Origin of the sequence: Streptomyces sp. NPDC001634, from assembly GCF_040298185.1 — a bacterium.
In the GTDB taxonomy this organism is placed as follows: Bacteria; Actinomycetota; Actinomycetes; order Streptomycetales; family Streptomycetaceae; genus Streptomyces.
In genome coordinates this window covers 173317-193193 of sequence record NZ_JBEOZU010000001.1, presented here as the reverse complement: position 1 = coordinate 193193, position 19877 = coordinate 173317, and the positions used below count along the sequence as shown (strand labels likewise).

Genomic DNA, 19877 nt, shown 5'->3' with positions numbered 1-19877 from the left:
GGACTTATCCGCCTCCTGCCGGATCTCAGCCCTGTTCACCTGGCATCTGCGCGACCAGCCGCGACAGCGCCGCGCGGGAGGAGATGTCCAGCTTGCGATAGATCCGGCTGAGGTGGCTGTCCACCGTCCTCGCGCTGAGGAAGAGCTGGTCGGCGATCTCCCGCGAGCGCTTGCCGACCGCCGCCAGTTGGGCGATCTCGCGCTCCCGGTCGGTCAGGACGTCGAGGGAGGCCGGCGCGTACGGACCGGCGGGCCATCCGGCCGAGGAGCGGCGGGCAAGGATGTGGGCCCGGACCCGGGCGGCCTCCTCGCGTATGCGCAGTGCGCCACAGTCGCCGGAAACCTCGGTCGCCGTCTCCAGCCAGGTGAGCGCCGCCTCCTCGCTCCGTGCCACGTGGATCGAGGGAGCCCCGTTCACCAGGGTCAAGGCCTGCAGCATCGGCATGTTGCCCCGTCGGAAGGAGTCCGCCGCCCGGTCGAACAACTCGGCGGCCCGGTCGTGCCGTCCCTCGGCCGCGTCCAGCATGGCGCGGGCCCGGGTCGCGTGCTGGGTCTGCAGCGGGAGCTGCAACTGTTCGGCCGCGGCTTCGGCGGCGTCGGCCCAGCGGCGGGCGGCGGGCATGTCACCGCATTGCAGTGCGGCATGGGTCAAGATGGCGAGCAGGGAAGGGTGGAAGGGACGCTGCAGCCGTGGCACCCCTTCACCGCCGCCCTCCTCCAGCAGGGTGCGGATGCAGCCGGCCGCGTCCCCCGCGAACAGTTGCACCTGGGCGTGGAGTCCGACCGCCGTATTGCGCCACCATCCCCGTCCGCGGGAGGTTCTGTGCAGGCCCTTGCGGGCGAGTGCGCTCAGCCCGGTGCCGTCTCGCCGTGGCCTCGTCCACATCAGTGCCGCCGCCCGCATCACCATGGCCAGTCCCACGCCTTCGTCCACTCCGAGGGACCTGGCGAGCAGTTCGGCGTCCCGCGCCCGGCGCCGGGAGTCGGCCGGCCGCCCGGTCCACTGGTCCAGCACCGACAGCCCCAGGAGGAGATAGAGGACCATGGGCTTGCGGTTGCCCCCGCTCGAGGTCTCAAGTCCCCGGCCGAGATGCCGGTAGGCGTCGGTGAAGCGCTCCAGGTACATCTCGGCGCAGCCCAGCATCGCGAACACGTCGGGCATCGCCGCGGCTGTTGCGTCCGGCAGGCCGTCCACCAGCCGGGCGCACTCCGTCACCTTGTGGGCGGCCTCGGGCAGCAGGCCCAGCTGGGCGTCGCCGAACGCGGCCAGGACGTGCAGGTTGTACGCCGTTTCCCCGGCGGCCCGGTTCGCTTCCTGAACCAGGTCGCGTGCCCGTGGGTAGGTGCCCCAGAGCACTCCGGTCTTTCCATGCGTCATGACCAGTTCGTGAGCCTCCGCCGGCAGCGGATGCGGCAACGGCCTGGGGAGCAGGTCGAGCGCGGCGCGTACGACCGCGTCGGCCTCCTGGTAGCGGCCCAGCAGCCGCTCGATGTCGCCGCACACGGCGGAGGCCATCACGAAGACCTCGCCCGGGAGTTGCGGGCCGTGTCGCAGCACCTCGTGGGCCAGTGAGCGTGCCTCGTGTAGACGCCCGGCCCCGGCGAGCGCCCGGCAGCAGTCCAGCGCCAGGAGGGCGCGGGCCGGATCGACGCCTTCCCCCACGGGCAGGGCGTCCAGTACCAGGCGCAGCCAGCGGGCTGCGGCGGCCGGCATCTGCGCCATCACCTCCGCCGCCCCCTCGACCAGCGTCTGGAACGTCTCCTCTCCGCCCGAACCCAGTAGGTGCTCTGCCTGGCGAGCACGGGCGACAACCGAGGCCTGACGTTCCGTCAGCAAGCCCAGGGCGCGTCGGTGGGCGACGAGTCTCAGGGCCGGGGGCATGCCCTCCAGGACGATCTCCGCCAGCACCGGGTGGCGGAACGCGTACTGGCCGCCCCAGGCCGGCGGACGTATGAGGTCACTGCGGACCAGCTCGCCGAGCGCGCTCAGGGTCCGGTCCACGTCGAAGTCGCAGACGGTCGCGACGTCTTCGGGCACGAAGGAACCACCCAGCACCGCCGCTCCCCCGGCCACGACCGCCGCGTCCTCGGCCAGGGCCCGGACCTCCGCCGTGAGGGACGCCGCCTCGCGCAGCAGACCGTCCCGGTCCGGGCCCGCGGACAGCAGCGGCCGGCCGTCGGGGTCCCACCGCGAAGCGGCCAGGATCCTCATGATGCGGGGATTGCCTCCGGACGCGGCGTGCAACTGCTCGGCGTACACGTGGAAGTTGACGGCTTTCCGAGGCACGCTCCACGGAAGGTGGCCGGGCTCGTTCTCGGCGGTCTCCTCCTCGGCCCCGCCCTCGCCGCGCCACCCGTCCAGCACGGCGGCGACCGCACTCACTTTCAGGGGAGTGGGTTCCACACGTGTCACGGCACCGGTCTGCACCCCATAGGCCAATGCCTCCAGCAGGGCCGGACGGGTCTGCCGCGGGCGGTGTGCCAGCGCCAGGACGAACGGACCGGGCAGCGGGGTGCTCACCAGTCGTGCCACGAGCGCCGTGGACTGCTCGTCGCACAGATGCACGTTGTCCAGGAGCAACACACCGCCGCGGTCGGCTGCCCACCGCTTCAGGCGCGTTTGCGCTTCTGCCGCGAACCCGCAGTCATCAGAGGGTGTCCGCGGAATGGCCGGTACCTCCGGACCGTCCTCGTCTGCGGAGGACAGGACGGCGGAGCAGGACTGCAGCACGTCGACGAACAGCTGGTACGGAATCTTGGAGCCATGGAGAGCGTGGGCCCGGCCGACGCGCACGCCCATGGCTTCGGCTCGCGAGGCCAGAGCTCCCAGCAAGGCGGTCTTCCCGATGCCGGGCTCCCCGCTGATCTCCACAACAGCCCCGCGCCCCCGGCGAGAGCCTCCAGGACGCCGTCCAGACGCTTGATCTCCGCATCCCTGCCGACCAGTGAGGCGTCGTCGCCCTGTGGCGTCACCTGGAACACCGGCCCTCCCGTCTCATCCTTGCGCATCACCGGTCAGGTCTCCGAGTCGCGCAGGCCGACCGCGTCGTGCCGCCAGAACGGCTCCGAGTACACCAGCGTGCCCGTCATCCACGGCTCGTATGCCGGGAGCTTGAGAGCCTGGAAGGCTGCATCGGGGATGCGCAGGGAAGGCTTGCGGAAGCCCTGCTCCCCACCGGGCACGAATCCCAGGCGCGAGTAGTACGCCGGGTCGCCTTCGAGGAAGACGAGCGGCACCGCACCCCTGGCGAGGATCTCCAGCCCGCCCCGTACCAGGGCCGAGCCCACTCCCCGCCGTTGGTGACCAGGCGTCACGGCCACTGGACTGAGCACCTGCACATCGACCAGGCGCCGGGGGGCGTCGAGCAGGCTGCGGGTGAACATGACGTGTCCGACCACCTGCCCGCCGTGCTCGGCGACGAGCGACAGCCCGCTGTCAGGGGTGATGGTGTCGCGCAGGGTGTCTGCCAAGTCGGCCACGACAGCCCCGTGATCACCGAACGCCTCCAGCAGGAGACCCCGTACGGCTTCCCTGTCGTCGGGCAACTCTTCACGAAGATCCATGGCCCTCGAGAATAGGGAGGCGCCCCCCTCACCGGCGAATGGTCAGCCAGGCCCGACACCGGAACCCGCGCGCACACCCCGAGGTCCGGCCCGGGATGTGACGCGGGAGGAGTGGCGGACGGTCCGGGCCGACCGCGTGGTGCAGGCACGGCCGACCGGTCAGCGAGCGAACTGACCGACCCGCCGGACCCGGCGCTCCTCGTCTCCGGGGGTATCGCGAGCGTCGGGTACCCGCTGTACGCAAGGATCCGCCTCTCCCTGCCCCTGGACCGCGCCCTGCAGCTGGTCCCGCCCAGCCGACCCGGGGTGAACCTGCGCGCCGGCGCGCACTGTCAGCGGTCAGCGGTCAGCGGGACCGTCCGGGCACGGCCGTACGGCCCACCGCCGCCGCGAGCTTGCGCAGTCGGCGCCAGTCGAGGCGTGGTTGCACCTCGGGGACGCCGGGGCGGGTTCGGGGAACGCGCACCCGCAGCGCACGGCGCGCCACGCGGCAGCGGACAGGGGCGGGCAGCTTCAGGGCTTCACCGTCGAGACCGACCTCAAGATGTCCTTCGTCGGTGTCGACGACCACCTCATGGGCGGTCATCATGGTCAGCCCGGCCGGCTCCGGACCCAGCAGCAACTCGGCCGCTTCGATGGCGCTGTCCACTCTGACCGCGAGCACGCCGAGCTTTCCGGAGTTCAGCCGCTCGCGGCGGCCGAGGCCGAACGGGTCGTCCGTGCGGTAGGGGTTGTTGCTCACCAGTACGGCCTGTGGCTCGGTGAGCGTGATGCCGTCGGCCCGGGCCGTCAGCCGCGGGCCGCGCTGCCGGGAGAGCAGGCCGGGCAGGACGTCCAGGGCGGTGCCCACCTTGTCGTTGCGGTAGCCCGGGCTTTGGACGACTGCCCCGTACGCCCCGAAGGACGCGTTGTTCACGAAGGGGCGGTCGTCGGCGAAGCCGAGGTCCACCCGGATTTCGACGCCATCCGTGAGGGCGTCGAGGCAGGTGGAGGGGTCGTCACGGTCGAGGCCGAGATCCATGGCGAAGTGGTTGCGGGTACCGGCCGAGATCACGAGGAACGGCACGCCGTGCTCCGCGGCCACGGCGGCGACCAGGGCCTGGGTGCCGTCACCGCCTGCGACTCCGAGCAGGTCCGCTCCGTCCGCCACCGCGGACCGGGCCAGCGCGGTGACGTCCTGGTGCCGGTCCGGGTCGAGCAGGACGACACGAGCACCGAGACCCTCGGCCTTCTCCTGGAGGGAGAACTTCGCGACCTTGCCGCCGCCGGAGCGCGGATTGAGGATCAGGAAGGGGCGCTGCGGCGGTGGCGTCCGGTACTCCTTGACGCGTACCGGACCAAGGCCCGTGCTGCGCAGTGCGTACCGGCCGCACCAGACCGCCGAGCACCACAGAACGAAGGACAGCCCGATCACCCAGAGCAGGTGCGCCGTCACGAAAAGTTCGATGACCGCGGCAGGTGCGGCAACGGCCAGCACAGCCGCCGCGACACGAGCGACTCCACGGCGGGACAGAACCCACCAGAGGGCGGCCGCGGTGAGGGCGAGGCCCACGAGTCCGGCCACGAGCAGCAGCAGGCCGCGCCAACCTCCATAGACCAAGGGCAGCAACGCGGCTGACGGTGCCGCAAGCAGAGCTGTCCTGGCCGCCCAGCTCTGCCGACGGTGAAGATTTTCTCTCGTTGCCGACCGCATAAGCCCCGCCAAGCCCCGTCAAAACCCGTCAAGACCCGCCGCAAGACCCGTCATACGCGGAACGTGTTCCCGCCGGTCTTCAATCCACTCGGTCGTGAGTCCACTCGGTTCGTGAATCCAATCAGGCGGCTGTGTCGTGAGCCCAGATATGGGTGCAATTAGGGCACTGCAGATGAACCACGTGCCCGACGTTGGACAGCAGGTACCGCCAGTGGTGCCGACAAGTGCGGCCCGCCAGGCAGATCTCGCAGTCCTCGTGGTCCCGGCACTGCGGGCAGGGGAGCCAGGCTCGGCGCCCGTCGTCGGCGTGCGGATCAATCGGCAGCATGGCCGTCCCCGAGGTCCGCGGGCAGCACTCCGGCGGCCACGAGGCGGTCGTAGATCTCCTGCTGCTCGTCGTCGAGGCCGGAGTAGAGCATGCGGTACGCCGCGTCCTCCCCCTCCAGCGCGGCCATCGGATCCCAGTCGGGTCCCATGGCGGCGAGGAACTCCGCTCGCCGACGCGCCTCGTCGGCGGTGAGATCCATCTCGAATATGTGACTGTCAGGGGTGCTCTCGTGGACCATGAGCGGGCTTTTCTGCAGGAAACCGGGCAGCTGTTCGACCTTTCTATCAGGGATGGTCCGTTTTCCGGACAGGGCCGACCCGAGATCCTGGTCACGTGGTCGGGCGGCTCTGTGGCGGCCTCCTGGCCGCGTCTCACCCTGCCCGGCCCGCGGGCCGGGCAGGAACTACCGTTGAGGGCAGCAGGCCCCATGGGTCCAGGGGTGGCACGGCCGGCGCGTCCTTCCTCGGCTCGGGGGCGGAGTCTCGCGAGACAGGGGGTGCGGCGGCATGACGGAGTCCGGCAGCAACCCACTGATCCGCAGGACCGACCCGCCGAGGGGAGACGTTCTGGCACCGTCCGTGCCGGAGACGGCCCTCCTCGCCCTGCGCACCATGGGCGACGGACTGCTGACCGTCGACGACGACTGGCGCATCGCCTTCGTCAACGAAGAGGCCGAGCGGCTGCTCGGCAACGGCCGGGCGCTGCTCGGAAGCGTCCTGTGGGACATCCCCGCGAGCCGTGTCCCTCCCCTGGAGGGCCAGTGCCGCCGGGCCCGCGCCGAGGGCACGCCGATCGGCTTCGAACTGCGCTGGCCGGCCGATCAGCGGCTGTATCACATACGGATCGTGCCCACGCGGGGCACGGGTCTTGCGGTCACCTTCGTCGACGTGACGGATCAGCTGCTGCGGGACAACGCGCGGATCGCGGCCGAGCGGAGCACCCGCATGAGCGAGCTGACCATGGCGCTCGCCGAAGCCGTGACGTCGAGGGACGTGGTCCGTGCGGTCGCGGACCACGTTCTGCCGCCCTTCGGCGCCGACGGGCTGGTGGTGGAGGAGCTCGAGGGTCCGCGTATGCGCGTGATCGACTCCATCGGATACCCCCGGGAGTTCCTCGACCGGATCGACGGAATCACGCTGGCCGCCAACACCGCGGTCACCGACGCACTCCGTACCCGTACTCCCAGGTTCATCGAATCGCCTGCCGAGTTCGACCGTGTGTATCCCGCCATGGCGAAGCTGACGAGGGCGTCGCCCAAGAACGCCTGGGTCTTCCTCCCGCTCATCGCCTCCGGGCGTGCCATCGGCTGCTGTGTCGTCTCCTTCTCCCGGCCGCGTTCCTTCAGCGAGGAGGAACGCGCCCTGCTCACGGCGCTCTCGGGTCTGGTCGCCCAAGCCCTGGAGCGGGCACGCCTGTACGACGTGGAGCACACACGCGCGCAGGGACTCCAGCGCGGCCTGCTCCCCAGGACGCTGCCCTCCCTGCCCGCCGTCGACGCCGCGGCCCGCTACCTGCCCGCGGGCCAGGGCGACGAGGTGGGAGGGGACTGGTACGACCTCATCCCGCTCTCCGCGGACCGCGTCGCCATGGTGATCGGCGACGTCATGGGACACGGAATCGCCGAAGCCGCCACCATGGGGCGGCTGCGTACCGCGGTCCGTACCCTCGCCGACCTGGAGATGGATCCGGACGAACTGCTCAGCCATCTCAACGAACTGGTCGGCGACCTGGGTCACGACTACTACGCCACGTGCACCTACGCCGTCTTCGACCCGGTCGCCCAGACCTGCACGATCTCCCTGGCCGGTCACCCGCCGCCCGTCATCGTCCGTCGCGACGGCACCGTGCACTGCCCGGACCTGGTCACCAATCCGCCGCTGGGCGCCGCCACGCCTCCCTTCGAGGTCCACGAGCTGCGCCTGCCGGGGGAGAGCCTGCTCGTCTACTGCACGGACGGCCTGGTCGAATCCACCACCCGGGACATGGGCCAGGGGCTGGACCAGCTCCAGCAGACGCTGACGCGGGCGGTGGCCCGCACGTCGTACTTCGCGGCCGGAGGTCCGGGCGACGGCCACGGCTCACTCGACGAGCTGTGCGACGTCGTCATATCGGCCCTGCTGCCCGATCGTGAGCAGACCGACGACGATGCGGCGCTGCTCATCGCCCACACCTCCTGCACCCCTCCCGGCGACGTCGCCACCTGCAGCCTGCCGGAGGATCCCCGGGCGGCCGGGCAGGCCCGCGAGTACGTCCGTGGGCAGCTGACCGTGTGGGACCTGGAGGACCTCGTCATGACCACCGAACTGCTGGTGAGCGAGCTGGTCGGCAACGTGGTCCGCCATGCCAAGGGCCCCATCCGCCTGCGCCTGGTGCGCAGCCGGACCCTGACCTGCGAGGTCTACGACGGGAGCCTGACCACTCCCCGCATCCGTCGCGCCGGGCACACCGACGAGGGCGGCCGGGGTCTGCAGCTGGTGGCGGCCCTGTCACGGCGGTGGGGCACCCGTTTCCTGCACGACGGCAAGTGCCTCTGGGCCGAACAGGGCCTTCCGCAACGCACCTGACTCAGCGCACCGCTCCGGAACGGCGAGCAACCGGGTCGCCGGACTGCACTTCTTCAACCCGGTTCCCGTGCAGGCTCTGGTGGAGATCAGTGGATGTGGAAGCCACCGTTGACGTCGTACGTCGCGCCGGTGACGTAACCGGATTCGGGTCGGGCCAGGAAGGCGACGACCTCGGCCACGTCCTCGACGCTGCCGAGGCGGCCCATCGGGATGCCGGCGATCAGGGCGGCCCTGTGGGACTCGTCCAGCCTGCCCTGGGTGATGTCCGTGTCGATCAGGCTCGGGGCAACCGAGTTGACGGTGACCCCGAAGGGACCGAGCTCGCGGGCGAGTGACCGGGAGAAGCCGAGGAGGGCGGCCTTGGAAGCCGAGTAGGCGACCCCTCCGAAGACCCCGCCACCGCGTTCGGCCGAGACGGAGGACAGGAAGATGATCCGGCCGAATCCGCGTTCGACCATTCCCGCTGCGACGCGGTGGGTGACCAGGAAGCCACCGCGCACATTGACCTCGAAGATCCGGTCCCATTCCGCGGGCGCAACGTCGAGGAAGGGAGTCGGGGATGTGATCCCCGCGTTGTTGACCAGGACACCGACCGGAGGAAGAGCGGCCTCGACCTCCGTGATCGCGGCGTCCACCGCGTCGGCGTCGGTCACGTCCGCACAGTGGGCGGAGATCTTCACCCCGTACCGGGCGGCGACTTCGCGGGCCGTTTCCCGTGCGCCCTCCTCGTCCAGGTCCAGAACGGCGATGTGGTAGCCGCCGGCGGCGAGCGCGTGCGCGGTGGCACGGCCGATGCCGCGGCGGGATCCCGCTCCGGTCACGACGGCGGTGCGGGGCGTGTGCTCGATGACCATACGGCTCTCCTGCGCGTGAGGGTCCGGTCACGGACAGGGTGGCCGAGATGTGGCGGGCCGCCCAAGGACCGCGACCAGAACCGTCACAGTCGGACGATGACCAGGGCGATGTCGTCGCGGGCGCCGCCGGCCACGCCGAGGCGGGCCAGCAGTGCGTCGGCCAGACGTTCCGGGCCCAGGGTGCTGGAGCGGCCGAGGGCGTCGGTCAGGCGGGCCAGGCCGGCCCCGATGTGCTCGCCGCGGCGTTCGATCAGCCCGTCGGTGTAGAGCACGAGCGTGTCCCCGGGGCTGTACGTCTGGCCGGCCTGGGGGCGGGGCAGGTGCTGGGGCCGGGCGGCCAGGGGCGGGTCGGTGGCCTGGTCGAGCAGGTCGCACGTGCCGTCCGGGTGGACCAGGACCGGAGGCGGGTGTCCGGCGCTGCTGTAGATGATCAAGTGGCTTCTGGTGTCCACCATCGCCTTGATGGCGGTGGTGTTCAGTGCCCCCTCGACCGATCGGGCGTACAGGCCCAGCACCTCCAGGGCCTGGGCGGGCCGCTCCAGCGCCCGGATGGCCGCGCTCAGCGCGCTGCGGAGCATCCCCATGACGGCAGCGGCCTCCAGGCCATGGCCGACGACGTCGCCGACCGCCACCGCGTAGCGGGTGTCGGACAGGTCGATCAGGTCGTACCAGTCGCCGCACACGTTCAGGGACCCGGTGGCAGGCAGATAGCGCACCGCGACGTTCTCGTGCCGGGCCAGGTCCGGTGCCTGGAGCATGGCCTCCTGCAGCGCGACGGCCACCTGGCGTTCACGGTTGTGGGCGAGCCGCAGCTCCTCGTTCAGCAGCTGCAGCTCGCGCGCCCGCGCATACAGCTCGGCCTCCAGCGCCTCCCGCTCGGTGAGCTGCCTGGGCGGCGGCTGGTCTCCCCTTTCATGCGTCTGGATGTACGCGGTCACGTCCTCCACCCGGTGGATGATCCACGCCACGCTCCCGTCCTGCTTCAGGATCGGGGTGTTGACCGGCGACCACCAGCGCTCCTCGAACACACCGGGCCGGCCCATGACGGGGATGTCGTACTTCTGCATCGCCATCGTGTCGGGCTCCCGGGAGACCAGGACCCGGTGCAGCGACGCGTTCAGGTTCCGCACCCCGTCGGCCTCGGGGTCGGCCGGGTTGTCCGGGAAGGCCTCGAAGATGTGCTGCCCGATCAGGTCCTCCCGGGTGCGCCTGGTCGCGTCCAGGTAGGCCTGATTGACCTCCACGATGATCAGGTCGGGGGCCAGTACCAGGTAGGGGCTGGGCGTGGCGGCGAACAGAGCCTCGTAGTCCATCGCTGCCATCGTCACCGTCTCCCTCTGCGCGCCTCCCCCGCTGCCCCGCCCCCTTCACGCTACGATCCGCGCAGCTCGGACGCCCACCGCGACGATACCGACCGTTCGAGCGGCCTCGGCAGCCGGCACGGACGGGCACCTGCTGCGCGATCACCGCCCGTCGCTATGCCACGGCCTCCGGCTCGGCCTCCCGGGGCTCCCCCGCCTTCTCGAACTGCGTCCGGTTCAGCTCCGCGTACCGCCCGCCCGCCGCGAGCAGTTCCTCGTGCGTGCCCCGCTCCACGATCCGGCCGGACTCGACGACGAGGATCACGTCGGCGGCCCGTACGGTGGACAGGCGGTGGGCGATGACCACGGCGGTGCGGCCCTCCAGGGCTTCCGTCAGGGCCTCCTGCACGGCCGCCTCCGAGGTGTTGTCCAGATGGGCGGTGGCCTCGTCGAGGATGACGACGCGCTGGCGGGCCAGCAGCAGCCGGGCGATGGTCACGCGCTGGCGTTCGCCGCCGGAGAGCCGGTAGCCACGCTCGCCGACGACGGTGTCGAGGCCGTCGGGCAGGGATCGTACGAGGTCGTCGAGGCGGGCCCGGCGCAGCACGTCCCACAGCTGGTCCTCGGTCGCGTCCGGGCGGGCCAGCAGCAGATTGGCCCGTACGGTGTCGTGGAACAGGTGGCCGTCCTGCGTGACCATGCCGAGGGTGGCGCGCAGGGACTCGGCGCTCAGGTCGCGGACGTCGACGCCGCCGATACGGACGGCGCCCTCGTCCACGTCGTAGAGCCGCGGGAGCAGTCCGGCGATGGTGGACTTGCCGGCGCCGGAGGAGCCCACGAGTGCCACCGTCTGCCCGGGTTCGGCGCGGAAGGAGATGCTGCGCAGGACCTCGGACCCGCCGCGGGTGTCCAGGGTCGCCACCTCCTCCAGCGAGGCGAGGGAGACCTTGTCGGCGGCGGGGTAGCCGAAGCGGACGTTCTCGAACTCCACCGAGACCGGGCCTTTCGGGACCGTACGCGGCTCGGGCTTCTCCTCGATCAGCGGCTTCAGGTCCAGTACTTCGAAGACGCGCTCGAAGCTGACCAGGGCGCTCATGACCTCGACCCGGGCACCCGCGAGGGAGGTGAGCGGGGCGTAGAGCCGGGTGAGCAGCAGCGCCAGGGAGACGACGGAGCCCGGCTGCAGGGTGCCGCGCAGGGCGAACCAGCCACCCAGGCCGTAGACCAGCGCCAGTGCCAGGGCGGAGACGAGGGTCAGCGCCGTGATGAACGCCGACTGGGCCATCGCCGTGCGCACGCCGATGTCCCGCACCCGGGCGGCCCGCGCCGCGAACTCGGCGGACTCGTCCTCGGGCCGCCCGAAGAGCTTGATGAGCGTGGCGCCGGGCGCCGAGAAGCGCTCGGTCATCCGGGTGCCCATCGCGGCGTTGAGGTCGGCGGCCTCCCGCTGCAGCCGTGCCATCCGGCGGCCCATCCGCCGCGCCGGGACCACGAAGACCGGGAGCAGCACCAGGGCGAGCAGGGTGATCTGCCAGGACAGGGTGAGCATCACGGCGAGCGTGAGGAGCAGCGTGACCAGGTTGCCGACGACGCCCGACAGGGTGTTGCTGAAGGCGCGCTGGGCGCCGATGACGTCGTTGTTGAGACGACTGACCAGCGCACCCGTACGAGTACGCATGAAGAACGCGACCGGCATGCGCTGCACATGATCGAACACAGCTGTCCGCAGATCGAGGATGAGCCCCTCCCCGAGGGTGGCCGAAAGACGGCGGCCGAGGAGCCCGAGCGCCGCCTCGGCGAGCGCGATGAGGGCGATGAGCAACGACAGTCGTACGACCGTGCTCCGGTCGCCGTGCGACACGATCGCGTCGACGACGCGCCCGGCGAGCACGGGGGTGGCGACGGCGAGCAGCGCGGTCACCACGCTGAGCACGACGAACTGTGCGATGCGACGGCGGTGCGGGCGGGCGAACGCGCCGATGCGGCGCAGGGTGGCGCGGGCGAAGGGGCGGCGCTCCTGCTGCGCGGTCATGACGCTGTGCAGCTGCTGCCAGGCGGTGGTCTCCATGCTCATGGGACAGACGTTAGAACCTCGAGCATTCTTGAGGTCAATGCGCGGGATACGACGTGCACGCAGGCGCTGGTCCCCCGGGCGGCACCCGCGCACTCGCACCCCTGCGCTCCCGGGCCTTGCCCGGCGTGTCAGCCGCCGTCCGCGCGCCCGCAACCTCACGTTGGTGCAGTGTGGAAAACCTCTCCCGATGTGACTGCCGTACGTCTCCCTCAGGGACTCCCCAGACGTGTTCCGGTCCGCCAGGTCCTGTGCCTGCTCCCGCTCGTCCTCGTGCTCGTGGTCGCGGTGCGGCACCGGTCGGTGCTCGCGGAGGGCTTCGGCCATCTCCGGTCGGCCGAGTGGCCGTGGCTGGTGGCCGCCGCCGGCGCGACCTGCCTGACCTGGGTCGCCGCCGCCTTCACCCGGCAGGGCGCGGTGGTGGAACGGCTGCCCGCGCGCCGGCTGCTCGCCACGCAGTTCGCGGCGGGCGCGGCCAACCACCTGCTGCCGACCGGTCTGGGTGCGAGCGCCGTCAACCTGCGGTTCATGACGGTGTGTGGAGTGCCGCTCGCCCGCTCGTCGGCGGCACTCGCGCTGTACCTGCTCGCCGAGTCGGTCACGCGGACCGGTCTGCTGCTGGCCCTGCTGATCGCGTTCCCGGACGCCCTCCGGCTCGGCACGGTCGTCCCCACCTCGGCGACCGGCCCGCTCCTGTTCGCGGTAGTGGTGGCGGTGTGCGTCGCGGCGACGGTTGTCCTGGTCGTACGGCGGCTGCGTACGGCCGTGTTCTCCTTCCTGCGCACGGCGCTGTGCGAGGCCCGCTCGGTGCACAGCCGCCCCTCCCGCGCGCTCGCCCTGTGGGGCGGCTCGCTGGCCTTCCCCGCGCTGCAGGCGGCCGGACTGACCGCGGTGGGGCAGGCGTTGGACCTTCCGGTGCCGCCCGCGCACATGGCGATCGCGTATCTGGCGGCGACGGTGGCGGTCGCCGCCGTGCCCACGCCCGGCGGCATCGGCTCGGTCGAGGCGGCGCTGATCGTCGCGCTGGTCGCGGCGGGCGGCCCGGTGGCGGTGGCGACCGCGGTGGTGCTGGCGTACCGGATCATCACGGTGTGGCTGCCGCTGGTGCCGGGGGCGCTGACGTTGGGGGCGCTGGTGCGCCTGAAGGTGATCTGAGGACGGACACCGACCAGTACTCCGGAGTAACGTCGGCCGGGCCAGCCCTCACCCGCTTGTGAAAGGGGCAGCCCGATGCCGGTCCGGATCGAACGTCAGGGGTATGTCACCACCGTCGTACTCTCCCGCCCCGAGGCCCGGAACGCGGTGGACGGGCCGACCGCCGCCGCGCTCGTGGCCGCCTTCCGTGAGTTCGAGGCGGACGACTCTGCGCGGGTGGCGGTGTTGTGGGGCGAGGGCGGGACGTTCTGCGCGGGCGCCGATCTGAAGGCGATCGGGACCGAGCGGGGCAACCGGGTCGCCGAGGACGGCGACGGTCCGATGGGGCCCACCCGGCTGCGGCTGTCCAAGCCGGTGATCGCGGCGGTCGCGGGGCATGCGGTGGCGGGCGGTCTGGAGCTCGCGCTCTGGTGCGATCTGCGGGTCGCCGAACAGGACGCGGTGTTCGGGGTCTTCTGCCGCCGCTGGGGCGTACCGCTCGTCGACGGCGGGACGGTGCGGCTGCCGCGGCTGATCGGCACCAGCCGGGCGATGGACATGATCCTCACCGGCCGTCCGGTGCCGGCCCGGGAGGCGTACGAGACAGGGCTGGCCAACCGCGTCGTGCCGACGGGCCGGGCCCGCGCCGAGGCCGAGGAACTGGCCGCCGCCGTCGCCCGCTTCCCCCAGGCCTGTTTGCGCAGTGACCGGGCCTCCGTCCTCGACCAGGAAGGGCTGGACGAGACGACGGCCATGCGGGGCGAACTGCGGTACGGCATGGGCGTGCTGGCGGCGAGCCTGGAGGGCGCGGCCCGGTTCGCGGCGGGGGCCGGGCGGCACGGGTCGTTCACGGATCTGTGACAGCAGGCCGAGCGGGTCCGGCCCTCCAGGGCCTGTCTTTCGGATCAGCTCGACGTCGCGGGCCCTGGCACGCACTCCCCAGAGGGGGCTCGATGGGCCGCAAGACACCGTCCCCATCGGCCGATCTGATCCGAAAGTCGAGCCCTAGTCGTGACGAGCCGTGATCCGCACGGGTCCGCCGCGCGGATCGACCGCACCGACCCAGTGCCCGACGACATGGACGGGCCGGTTCGGTACCGCCGTGCCGTGCAGCCTGTGGCGGTGCAGGAGACGGCCGTCCTGGGTGACCGTCAGCAGCGGGCGGGCCAGGAACTCCGAGGTGCGGAGCGCGAATACGTACGCGTCGGCCGGTGCGAGACGGTTCGGGGCGATCCAGCGCAGGGGCGGCTCGACGAGGACGCGCAGCGCCGGCGGCCACGGCTCTCCCGCCAGATGGTCGACCACGTGGCGGGCGGCGCGCTCGCCCTCCCGGGCCACGGCGTCCGCGCTCTCCACGGCGTGCAGCACGTTGCCGACGGCGAACACGCCCTCCCGACCGGTGCGGAACGCGCCGTCGACGGCCGGTCCACGGGTGCCCGGGTCCAGTTCCAGGCCGCCGCGCCGGGCCAGTTCGTTCTCGGGCACGAAGTCGCCGGTGAAGACGACGGTGTCGCAGGCGAGGGTAGTGGTGCGGCCGTCGCGGTGACGCAGCCCGACACCGCTCAGCAGGCCGTGCCCGAACAGTTCGGTCACGGCGGCACCGGTCAGCAGGGGGATCCCCCGGCGCAGACGGGCATCGGCCGCCCGTACGGGAGGTGCCTGGTGCCGTGGCAGGTCGGTGACCATCGCGGAGACGGCGACCCCGGCGGCCCGCAGCGTGTCGACGGCCACATAGCTCACGTCTTCCGCACCGACCACCACCGCCCGCTCACCGATGCGCTGTCCATGGCCGTGGACGGCCCGCAGCAGCTCGCCCGTGGTGAACACCCCGGCGGGTCGGGTGCCCGCCACCAGCCGTGCGGCACGCGGCCGTTCACGGGCTCCGGTGGCGAGGACGACCGCCCGGGCGGTGATCGTCTCATGGCCGTCCGGGCTGACGGTGTCCACGGCGAGCGGCCCGGACCAGCCGAGCGCGGTGACGCCGGTCCGCACGACCGCCCCGGCCTCTTCGGCGGCCCCGGCCTTCCGGCGTGCCGCCCCGGGCCGGCGCAGACGGGGCACTCCCCCGGCCGCCGGTTCCCTCTCCAGCACCTCGACGCGTCCGGCTCCGGCGGCGGCCAGCCGCGCGGCGACCGCGAGACCGGCGGGTCCGGCCCCGACGACCAGCACGTCCACGGCCCTCACGGTCGCCGCCCTTCGAAGAGCTCGCGTACGGCCGCCCCGCAGTAGAACCCCTGGCAGCGGCCGCCGCGCGCCCGGGTGCGGCGGCGCAGTCCGTCGAGGCTGTGCGGCGGGACCGTACTGGCGAGGGCGTCGCGGATCTCGCCGCGGGTGACGCGTTCGCAGTGGCAGACGAGAGTGCCGTACTCGGGGTCGGCGGCGATGAGGTCGGGCCGCTGGTAGGGGCGTGGGAAGGCCTCGCCCAGGTTGGGCATGCGCACCGGCGCCGGTTCCTCCGGCTCCCTCAGGTCGAGGCCGCTCTCGGCGAGCAGCCCGGTCACGTACCAGGCGATGGCCATGGACGCGGTCAGGCCCGTGGAGCGGATACCGCCGACGGTGACGTACCCCTGCTCGGGATGGGCGCGGATCCGGTAGTCGTCGTGCTCGGTGGCCGCGCGCAGTCCGGCGTAGACGGCGGTGACCTCCTCGTCGAGCAGGTCCGGCAGGATCCGGCGCCCCTTGTCCCGCAGCAGCGCGAGCCCCTCCGGCGTCGATCCGGTCGCCGTCCTGTCGTCCAGGTCCTCTGCGGTCGGCCCGAGCAGGACGTTCCCGTACACGGTCGGGGACACCAGGACTCCCTTGCCGAGGGCCGTCGGGACGGGGAGCAGGATGTGGTGGACCAGTTCCCTGGCGAACTTGTCGAAGACGATGAGCTGGCCGCGGCGCGGAGTGACGGTGAAGTCGCTGTGGCCGAGGTGCCGGTCGAGTTCGTCGGAGCCCAGGCCCGCCGCGTTGACGAGATGGCGGGCGCGCAGGGTGCCGCGGGTGGTGTGCAGGATGCCCGGACCCGCCGTCCTCACCCGGCAGTTGAGGTGCAGGTCGGCGCCGCTCCGCACTGCCTGGGTGGCGTATGCGAGGGTCGTCGTCCAGGGGCAGATGATGCTCTCGTCCGGGATGTGCAGGGCGCCGAGGGCGCCGGGGCCGAGGTGCGGTTCGCGGGCGTACACCTCGTCGGGGCCGAGGAGCCGGCCCTCCTCGTAGCCGTTCTTCTGCGCCTTGGCCGCCAGCCCGGGGAGCGCGGCGAGCTGTTCGGAGTCCCAGGCGACCAGCAGGGCGCCGACGCGTTCGACGGGGATCCCCGACTCGGCGGCGTACGCGGCGAGCCGGTTGGCCCCCTCCCGTACGAGCCGGGCCTCCAGCGAGCCCGGTACGGCGTCGAAACCGGTGTGCAGGATCGCCGTGTTGGCCTTGGAGGTGCCCTGGCCGACATCGTCCTGGGCCTCGACGAGGGCGATGCGCAGCCGTGGGTGACGGGCGAGTTCGCGGGCGATCGCACAGCCGACGACGCCCGCGCCGACGATGGCGACGTCGTACGGCATCTCCGGCAGCGCGCCGCTGGTGGTGACCGTCATACGGGCGTCCCGTCGAGCAGGGCGGCGACGGCCGTACGGAAGCGGGCGAGGCGGTCGGCGGCCTCGGCGGCCGGGATGCGCGGCTCGTAGACGGCGGAGGGCCGCCAGGCCGGCAGGGCCTGGTCGAGGGTGAGGGCCGGGTCGTGGCCGAGACGGGCGGCGGCGCCGACGCCGAGCGCGGTGGTGTCGGGCAGCTGCGACACCTCGACGGGGAGTTGGACCAGATCGGCCTGGGTCTGCATGAGCAGGGCCGAGCGGGTCAGGCCGCCGTCGACGCGCAGGGCGGTGAGCGGGGTGCCCAGATCGGCGGCGGCCGCTTCGGCGAGGGCGGCGACCTGGGCCGCGATGCCCTCGCACAGGGCGCGCACGACATGGCCCGCTGTGGTGTCGAGGCCGAGTCCGGTGAGCGAGCCGCGCAGATCGCCGCGCCACCAGGGGGCGGCGAGTCCGGCGAGCGCCGGGACGAAGGTGACGCCTCCGCTGTCGGGCACGGTGGCGCCGACCGGGTCGAGGTCCGCGCCGCCGGAGATGACGCCCAGGTCGGCGAGCCAGCGCACCGCGGACGCGGCGGTGTACACCTGCCCGTCGAGGCAGTAGGAGGTATGTCCGGCCAGTCGCCAGGCGACGCAGCTCACCAGCCCGGAGGTGCCGCGCCGGGGTGCGTCCCCGGTGTGCGCGAGCAGGAACGCGCCGGTTCCATAGGTGCACTTGGCGCTTCCGGGCTCGGTCACACGCTGGGCGAGGAGCGCCGCCTGCTGGTCCACGAGCAGCCCGGTGAGGGGGATACCGGGTCCGAAGGCGGTCGTGGTGCCGACGGGCGCCGCCGCGTCCACGATCTGCGGCAGCCGCTCCCCGGACAGCCCGAAGACGTCGAGCGCGGCCGGTGACCACTCCACCCGGTCCAGATCGAGGAGCTGGGTACGGCCGGCGGTGGCGGCGTCGGTGACGAAGGCCCCCGCCAGCCGGTGCACGAGCCACACGTCACTGGTCGTCACGACCCCGTCCCGGGTGAGGTGACGTCGTATCCAGGCCATTTTCGGGGCGGCGAAGTACGGGTCGAGTGGCAGCCCGGTCAGATGCCGTAACTCGTCGGCGTGCGGGGCGAGTTCGGTGCACATGCCCTCGGCACGGCGGTCCTGCCACACGAGCGCGTCGGTCAGCGGCCTGCCCGTGTCCGGGTCCCAGGCGAGAACGGTCTCGCCCTGGTTGGCGAGTCCCACGGCCACGACGGGCTCGCCCGCCTCGGCGAGCGCGCGGCGGCCGGCGGTCACGACGGAGTCGTACAAGTCGGCCGGATCCACCTCGACGAGTCCGCCGGGCAGATGGCGGGGGCGTACGGGGGCGGTGGCCGAGCCGATCACACCGCGCTCCGGGCACAGGACGAGTGCCTTGGTGCCGGAGGTGCCCTGGTCGACGGCGAGCACCGCACCACCGGTCATGATCCGCCCCGTCCGTCCGCCCTGATCATCGTGCGCCAGCCTGGCTCAGGCGGCGAGCGGACGTCAATGGCGGCTCTCCGTCGGCCCGGTGACGGACGGACACCGTCATACGGCAGGATGAATCCTCGCCCCGGACGGCGAACAACTGTCCGGAGGTGATGGTGCATCCCGTGATTCGAGCAGGTGGCAAGGTGACGACTCCTCACATCCGGCCCAGGGGCCCTCTCTCCCGTTCCGGAGGTGACCGGTGAACCGCGCGCTGACCCTGGACGATCTCATCCTCGCCGGTATCGCTCTGGCCGCCGGCGTGGTGGCGGCCTTCCTGTCGCGCACCCTGCTGCGCTGGCTGGCCAAGCACGCCAAGCGCACCCGCTGGAGCGGCGACGACGTCATCGTGGACGCTCTTCGGACGGTGACGCCGTGGGCGGCGATCGCGGGCGGTGCGGCAGCCGCGGGCGCGGTCCTGCCGCTGACACGGACGGTTCAGCACCACGTCAACCAGGTCCTGACCGTACTGCTCATCTTCGTGGTGACGGTCTCGGCGGCCCGGGTGATCGCCGGGCTGGTGCAGACGGTCACACAGTCCCGCTCCGGGGTCGCCGGATCGGCCACGATCTTCGTCAACATCACCCGGATCCTGGTCCTGGCGATCGGCTTCCTGGTGATGCTGCAGACGCTGGGCATCTCCATAGCGCCGCTGCTCACGGCCCTGGGTGTCGGCGGTCTCGCGGTCGCGCTCGCCCTCCAGGACACCCTCGCGAACCTCTTCGCGGGCATCCACATCCTCGCCTCGAAGACCGTCCAGCCCGGCGACTACATCCGGCTGAGCAGCGGCGAGGAGGGCTATGTCGTCGACATCAACTGGCGGCAGACGACCGTCCGTCAGCTCTCCAACAACCTGGTGGTCGTCCCCAACGGTCAGCTCGCGAAGACGAACATGACCAACTTCACACGTCCCGAGCAGCAGTTGACCGTCCTGGTGCAGGTGGGGGTCGCCTACGACAGCGACCTGGAGCACGTCGAGCGCGTGACCACCGAGGTCGTCGCCGAGGTGATGACCGAGATCACCGGCGCCGTGCCCGAGCACGAGCCGGCGGTGCGCTTCCACACCTTCGGCGACTCCCGGATCGGTTTCACGGTGATCCTCGGCGTCGGCGAGTTCAGCGACCAGTACCGGATCAAGCACGAGTTCATCAAGCGTCTGCACAAGCGGTACCGGGCGGAGGGCATCCGCATCCCGGCTCCGGCGCGGACGGTGGCGATCCAGCAGGGCTCGGTGCCGATCCCGCAGCAGCGGAGCCCGCAGGACGCGGGGGTCGAGCAGGGCGGAGGGGCCTCCGCCCTGCTCGACTGACGG

General features: G+C 72.0%; 15 protein-coding genes and 1 pseudogene. 5 read left to right on the top strand and 11 right to left on the bottom strand.

All coding sequences use genetic code 11. The annotated features are described in order from the left end of the window. Positions 1-25: 25 nt before the first annotated feature. The 5 genes from ABT186_RS01010 to ABT186_RS00990 all read right to left on the bottom strand — a co-directional run bounded on the left by ABT186_RS01010 (position 26) and on the right by ABT186_RS00990 (position 5823). Complete coding sequence (locus ABT186_RS01010) at positions 26-2872, bottom strand: LuxR C-terminal-related transcriptional regulator (RefSeq protein WP_351222200.1); 2847 nt, start codon at positions 2870-2872, stop codon at positions 26-28. Positions 2873-3015: 143 nt separating this feature from the next. Then, positions 3016-3564, bottom strand: coding sequence for a GNAT family N-acetyltransferase (locus ABT186_RS01005; RefSeq protein ID WP_351922809.1), 549 nt, complete (start codon positions 3562-3564; stop codon positions 3016-3018). Between the two features lie 346 nt (positions 3565-3910). Continuing rightward, positions 3911-5257, bottom strand: coding sequence for a diacylglycerol/lipid kinase family protein (locus tag ABT186_RS01000; RefSeq protein WP_351222204.1), 1347 nt, complete (start codon positions 5255-5257; stop codon positions 3911-3913). Between the two features lie 121 nt (positions 5258-5378). Further along, the gene (locus tag ABT186_RS00995; protein WP_351222206.1) at positions 5379-5585 is read right to left on the bottom strand and encodes a hypothetical protein; all 207 of its coding nucleotides are present in this window, start codon (positions 5583-5585) and stop codon (positions 5379-5381) included. Then, positions 5572-5823, bottom strand: coding sequence for a DUF6400 family protein (locus tag ABT186_RS00990; protein WP_351222208.1), 252 nt, complete (start codon positions 5821-5823; stop codon positions 5572-5574). The genes ABT186_RS00995 and ABT186_RS00990 overlap by 14 nt, the downstream gene beginning before the upstream one ends. Before the next feature lie 268 nt (positions 5824-6091). Between ABT186_RS00990 and ABT186_RS00985 the strand changes: the two genes are divergently transcribed. Continuing rightward, positions 6092-8149 carry an ATP-binding SpoIIE family protein phosphatase gene (locus tag ABT186_RS00985; protein WP_351222210.1) on the top strand — a complete coding sequence of 686 codons (2058 nt, stop codon included), beginning with the start codon at positions 6092-6094 and terminating at the stop codon, positions 8147-8149. Positions 8150-8177: 28 nt separating this feature from the next. Further along, positions 8178-8261 (top strand): annotated as a pseudogene (locus ABT186_RS00980) (3-hydroxyacyl-CoA dehydrogenase NAD-binding domain-containing protein); the annotation flags it as partial. On the opposite strand, the gene ABT186_RS00975 reads toward ABT186_RS00980, so the two are convergent. The 3 genes from ABT186_RS00975 to ABT186_RS00965 form a co-directional block, all read right to left on the bottom strand. Continuing rightward, complete coding sequence (locus ABT186_RS00975; RefSeq protein ID WP_351922807.1) at positions 8236-9003, bottom strand: SDR family NAD(P)-dependent oxidoreductase; 768 nt, start codon at positions 9001-9003, stop codon at positions 8236-8238. The pseudogene ABT186_RS00980 and the gene ABT186_RS00975 sit on opposite strands and share 26 nt — an antisense overlap. Positions 9004-9086: 83 nt before the next feature. Further along, a complete protein-coding gene (locus tag ABT186_RS00970) occupies positions 9087-10325 on the bottom strand; it encodes a PP2C family protein-serine/threonine phosphatase (RefSeq protein WP_351922805.1) in 1239 nt (412 codons plus the stop codon). A 154-nt stretch (positions 10326-10479) separates the two neighbouring features. Further along, positions 10480-12372, bottom strand: a complete 1893-nt coding sequence (locus tag ABT186_RS00965; RefSeq protein ID WP_351922884.1) for an ABC transporter ATP-binding protein — start codon at positions 12370-12372, stop codon at positions 10480-10482. A 195-nt stretch (positions 12373-12567) separates the two neighbouring features. Between ABT186_RS00965 and ABT186_RS00960 the strand changes: the two genes are divergently transcribed. Continuing rightward, complete coding sequence (locus ABT186_RS00960; RefSeq protein WP_351222216.1) at positions 12568-13530, top strand: lysylphosphatidylglycerol synthase transmembrane domain-containing protein; 963 nt, start codon at positions 12568-12570, stop codon at positions 13528-13530. 75 nt (positions 13531-13605) lie between these two features. After that, positions 13606-14370, top strand: coding sequence for a crotonase/enoyl-CoA hydratase family protein (locus tag ABT186_RS00955; protein WP_351222218.1), 765 nt, complete (start codon positions 13606-13608; stop codon positions 14368-14370). A 144-nt stretch (positions 14371-14514) separates the two neighbouring features. Here ABT186_RS00955 and ABT186_RS00950 read toward each other — a convergent pair whose 3' ends face one another. The 3 genes from ABT186_RS00950 to ABT186_RS00940 are packed head-to-tail and all read right to left on the bottom strand — an operon-like array spanning position 14515 to position 18520. Next, positions 14515-15693: an NAD(P)/FAD-dependent oxidoreductase gene (locus ABT186_RS00950; protein ID WP_351222220.1), complete on the bottom strand. Its 1179-nt coding sequence runs from the start codon at positions 15691-15693 to the stop codon at positions 14515-14517. Further along, on the bottom strand, positions 15690-17081 hold the full coding sequence (locus tag ABT186_RS00945) for an FAD-dependent oxidoreductase (protein WP_351922803.1): 1392 nt from the start codon (positions 17079-17081) through the stop codon (positions 15690-15692). The genes ABT186_RS00950 and ABT186_RS00945 overlap by 4 nt, the downstream gene beginning before the upstream one ends. Next, positions 17078-18520, bottom strand: a complete 1443-nt coding sequence (locus tag ABT186_RS00940) for an FGGY family carbohydrate kinase (protein WP_351922801.1) — start codon at positions 18518-18520, stop codon at positions 17078-17080. The genes ABT186_RS00945 and ABT186_RS00940 overlap by 4 nt, the downstream gene beginning before the upstream one ends. A 247-nt stretch (positions 18521-18767) precedes the next feature. On the opposite strand from ABT186_RS00940, the gene ABT186_RS00935 reads away from it, so the two are divergent. After that, a complete protein-coding gene (locus ABT186_RS00935; protein ID WP_351922799.1) occupies positions 18768-19874 on the top strand; it encodes a mechanosensitive ion channel family protein in 1107 nt (368 codons plus the stop codon). Positions 19875-19877: the final 3 nt, after the last annotated feature.

Coding starts and splice junctions, on each gene's coding strand:
- ABT186_RS00995 (WP_351222206.1), bottom strand. CDS start 5,585: ATGCTGCCGATTGATCCGCACGCCGACGACGGGCGCCGAGCCTGGCTC.
- ABT186_RS00990 (WP_351222208.1), bottom strand. CDS start 5,823: ATGGTCCACGAGAGCACCCCTGACAGTCACATATTCGAGATGGATCTC.
- ABT186_RS00970 (WP_351922805.1), bottom strand. CDS start 10,325: ATGGCAGCGATGGACTACGAGGCTCTGTTCGCCGCCACGCCCAGCCCC.
- ABT186_RS00965 (WP_351922884.1), bottom strand. CDS start 12,372: ATGGAGACCACCGCCTGGCAGCAGCTGCACAGCGTCATGACCGCGCAG.
- ABT186_RS00985 (WP_351222210.1), top strand. CDS start 6,092: ATGACGGAGTCCGGCAGCAACCCACTGATCCGCAGGACCGACCCGCCG.
- ABT186_RS00945 (WP_351922803.1), bottom strand. CDS start 17,081: ATGACGGTCACCACCAGCGGCGCGCTGCCGGAGATGCCGTACGACGTC.
- ABT186_RS01005 (WP_351922809.1), bottom strand. CDS start 3,564: ATGGATCTTCGTGAAGAGTTGCCCGACGACAGGGAAGCCGTACGGGGT.
- ABT186_RS01000 (WP_351222204.1), bottom strand. CDS start 5,257: ATGCGGTCGGCAACGAGAGAAAATCTTCACCGTCGGCAGAGCTGGGCG.
- ABT186_RS00940 (WP_351922801.1), bottom strand. CDS start 18,520: ATGACCGGTGGTGCGGTGCTCGCCGTCGACCAGGGCACCTCCGGCACC.
- ABT186_RS00955 (WP_351222218.1), top strand. CDS start 13,606: ATGCCGGTCCGGATCGAACGTCAGGGGTATGTCACCACCGTCGTACTC.
- ABT186_RS00975 (WP_351922807.1), bottom strand. CDS start 9,003: ATGGTCATCGAGCACACGCCCCGCACCGCCGTCGTGACCGGAGCGGGA.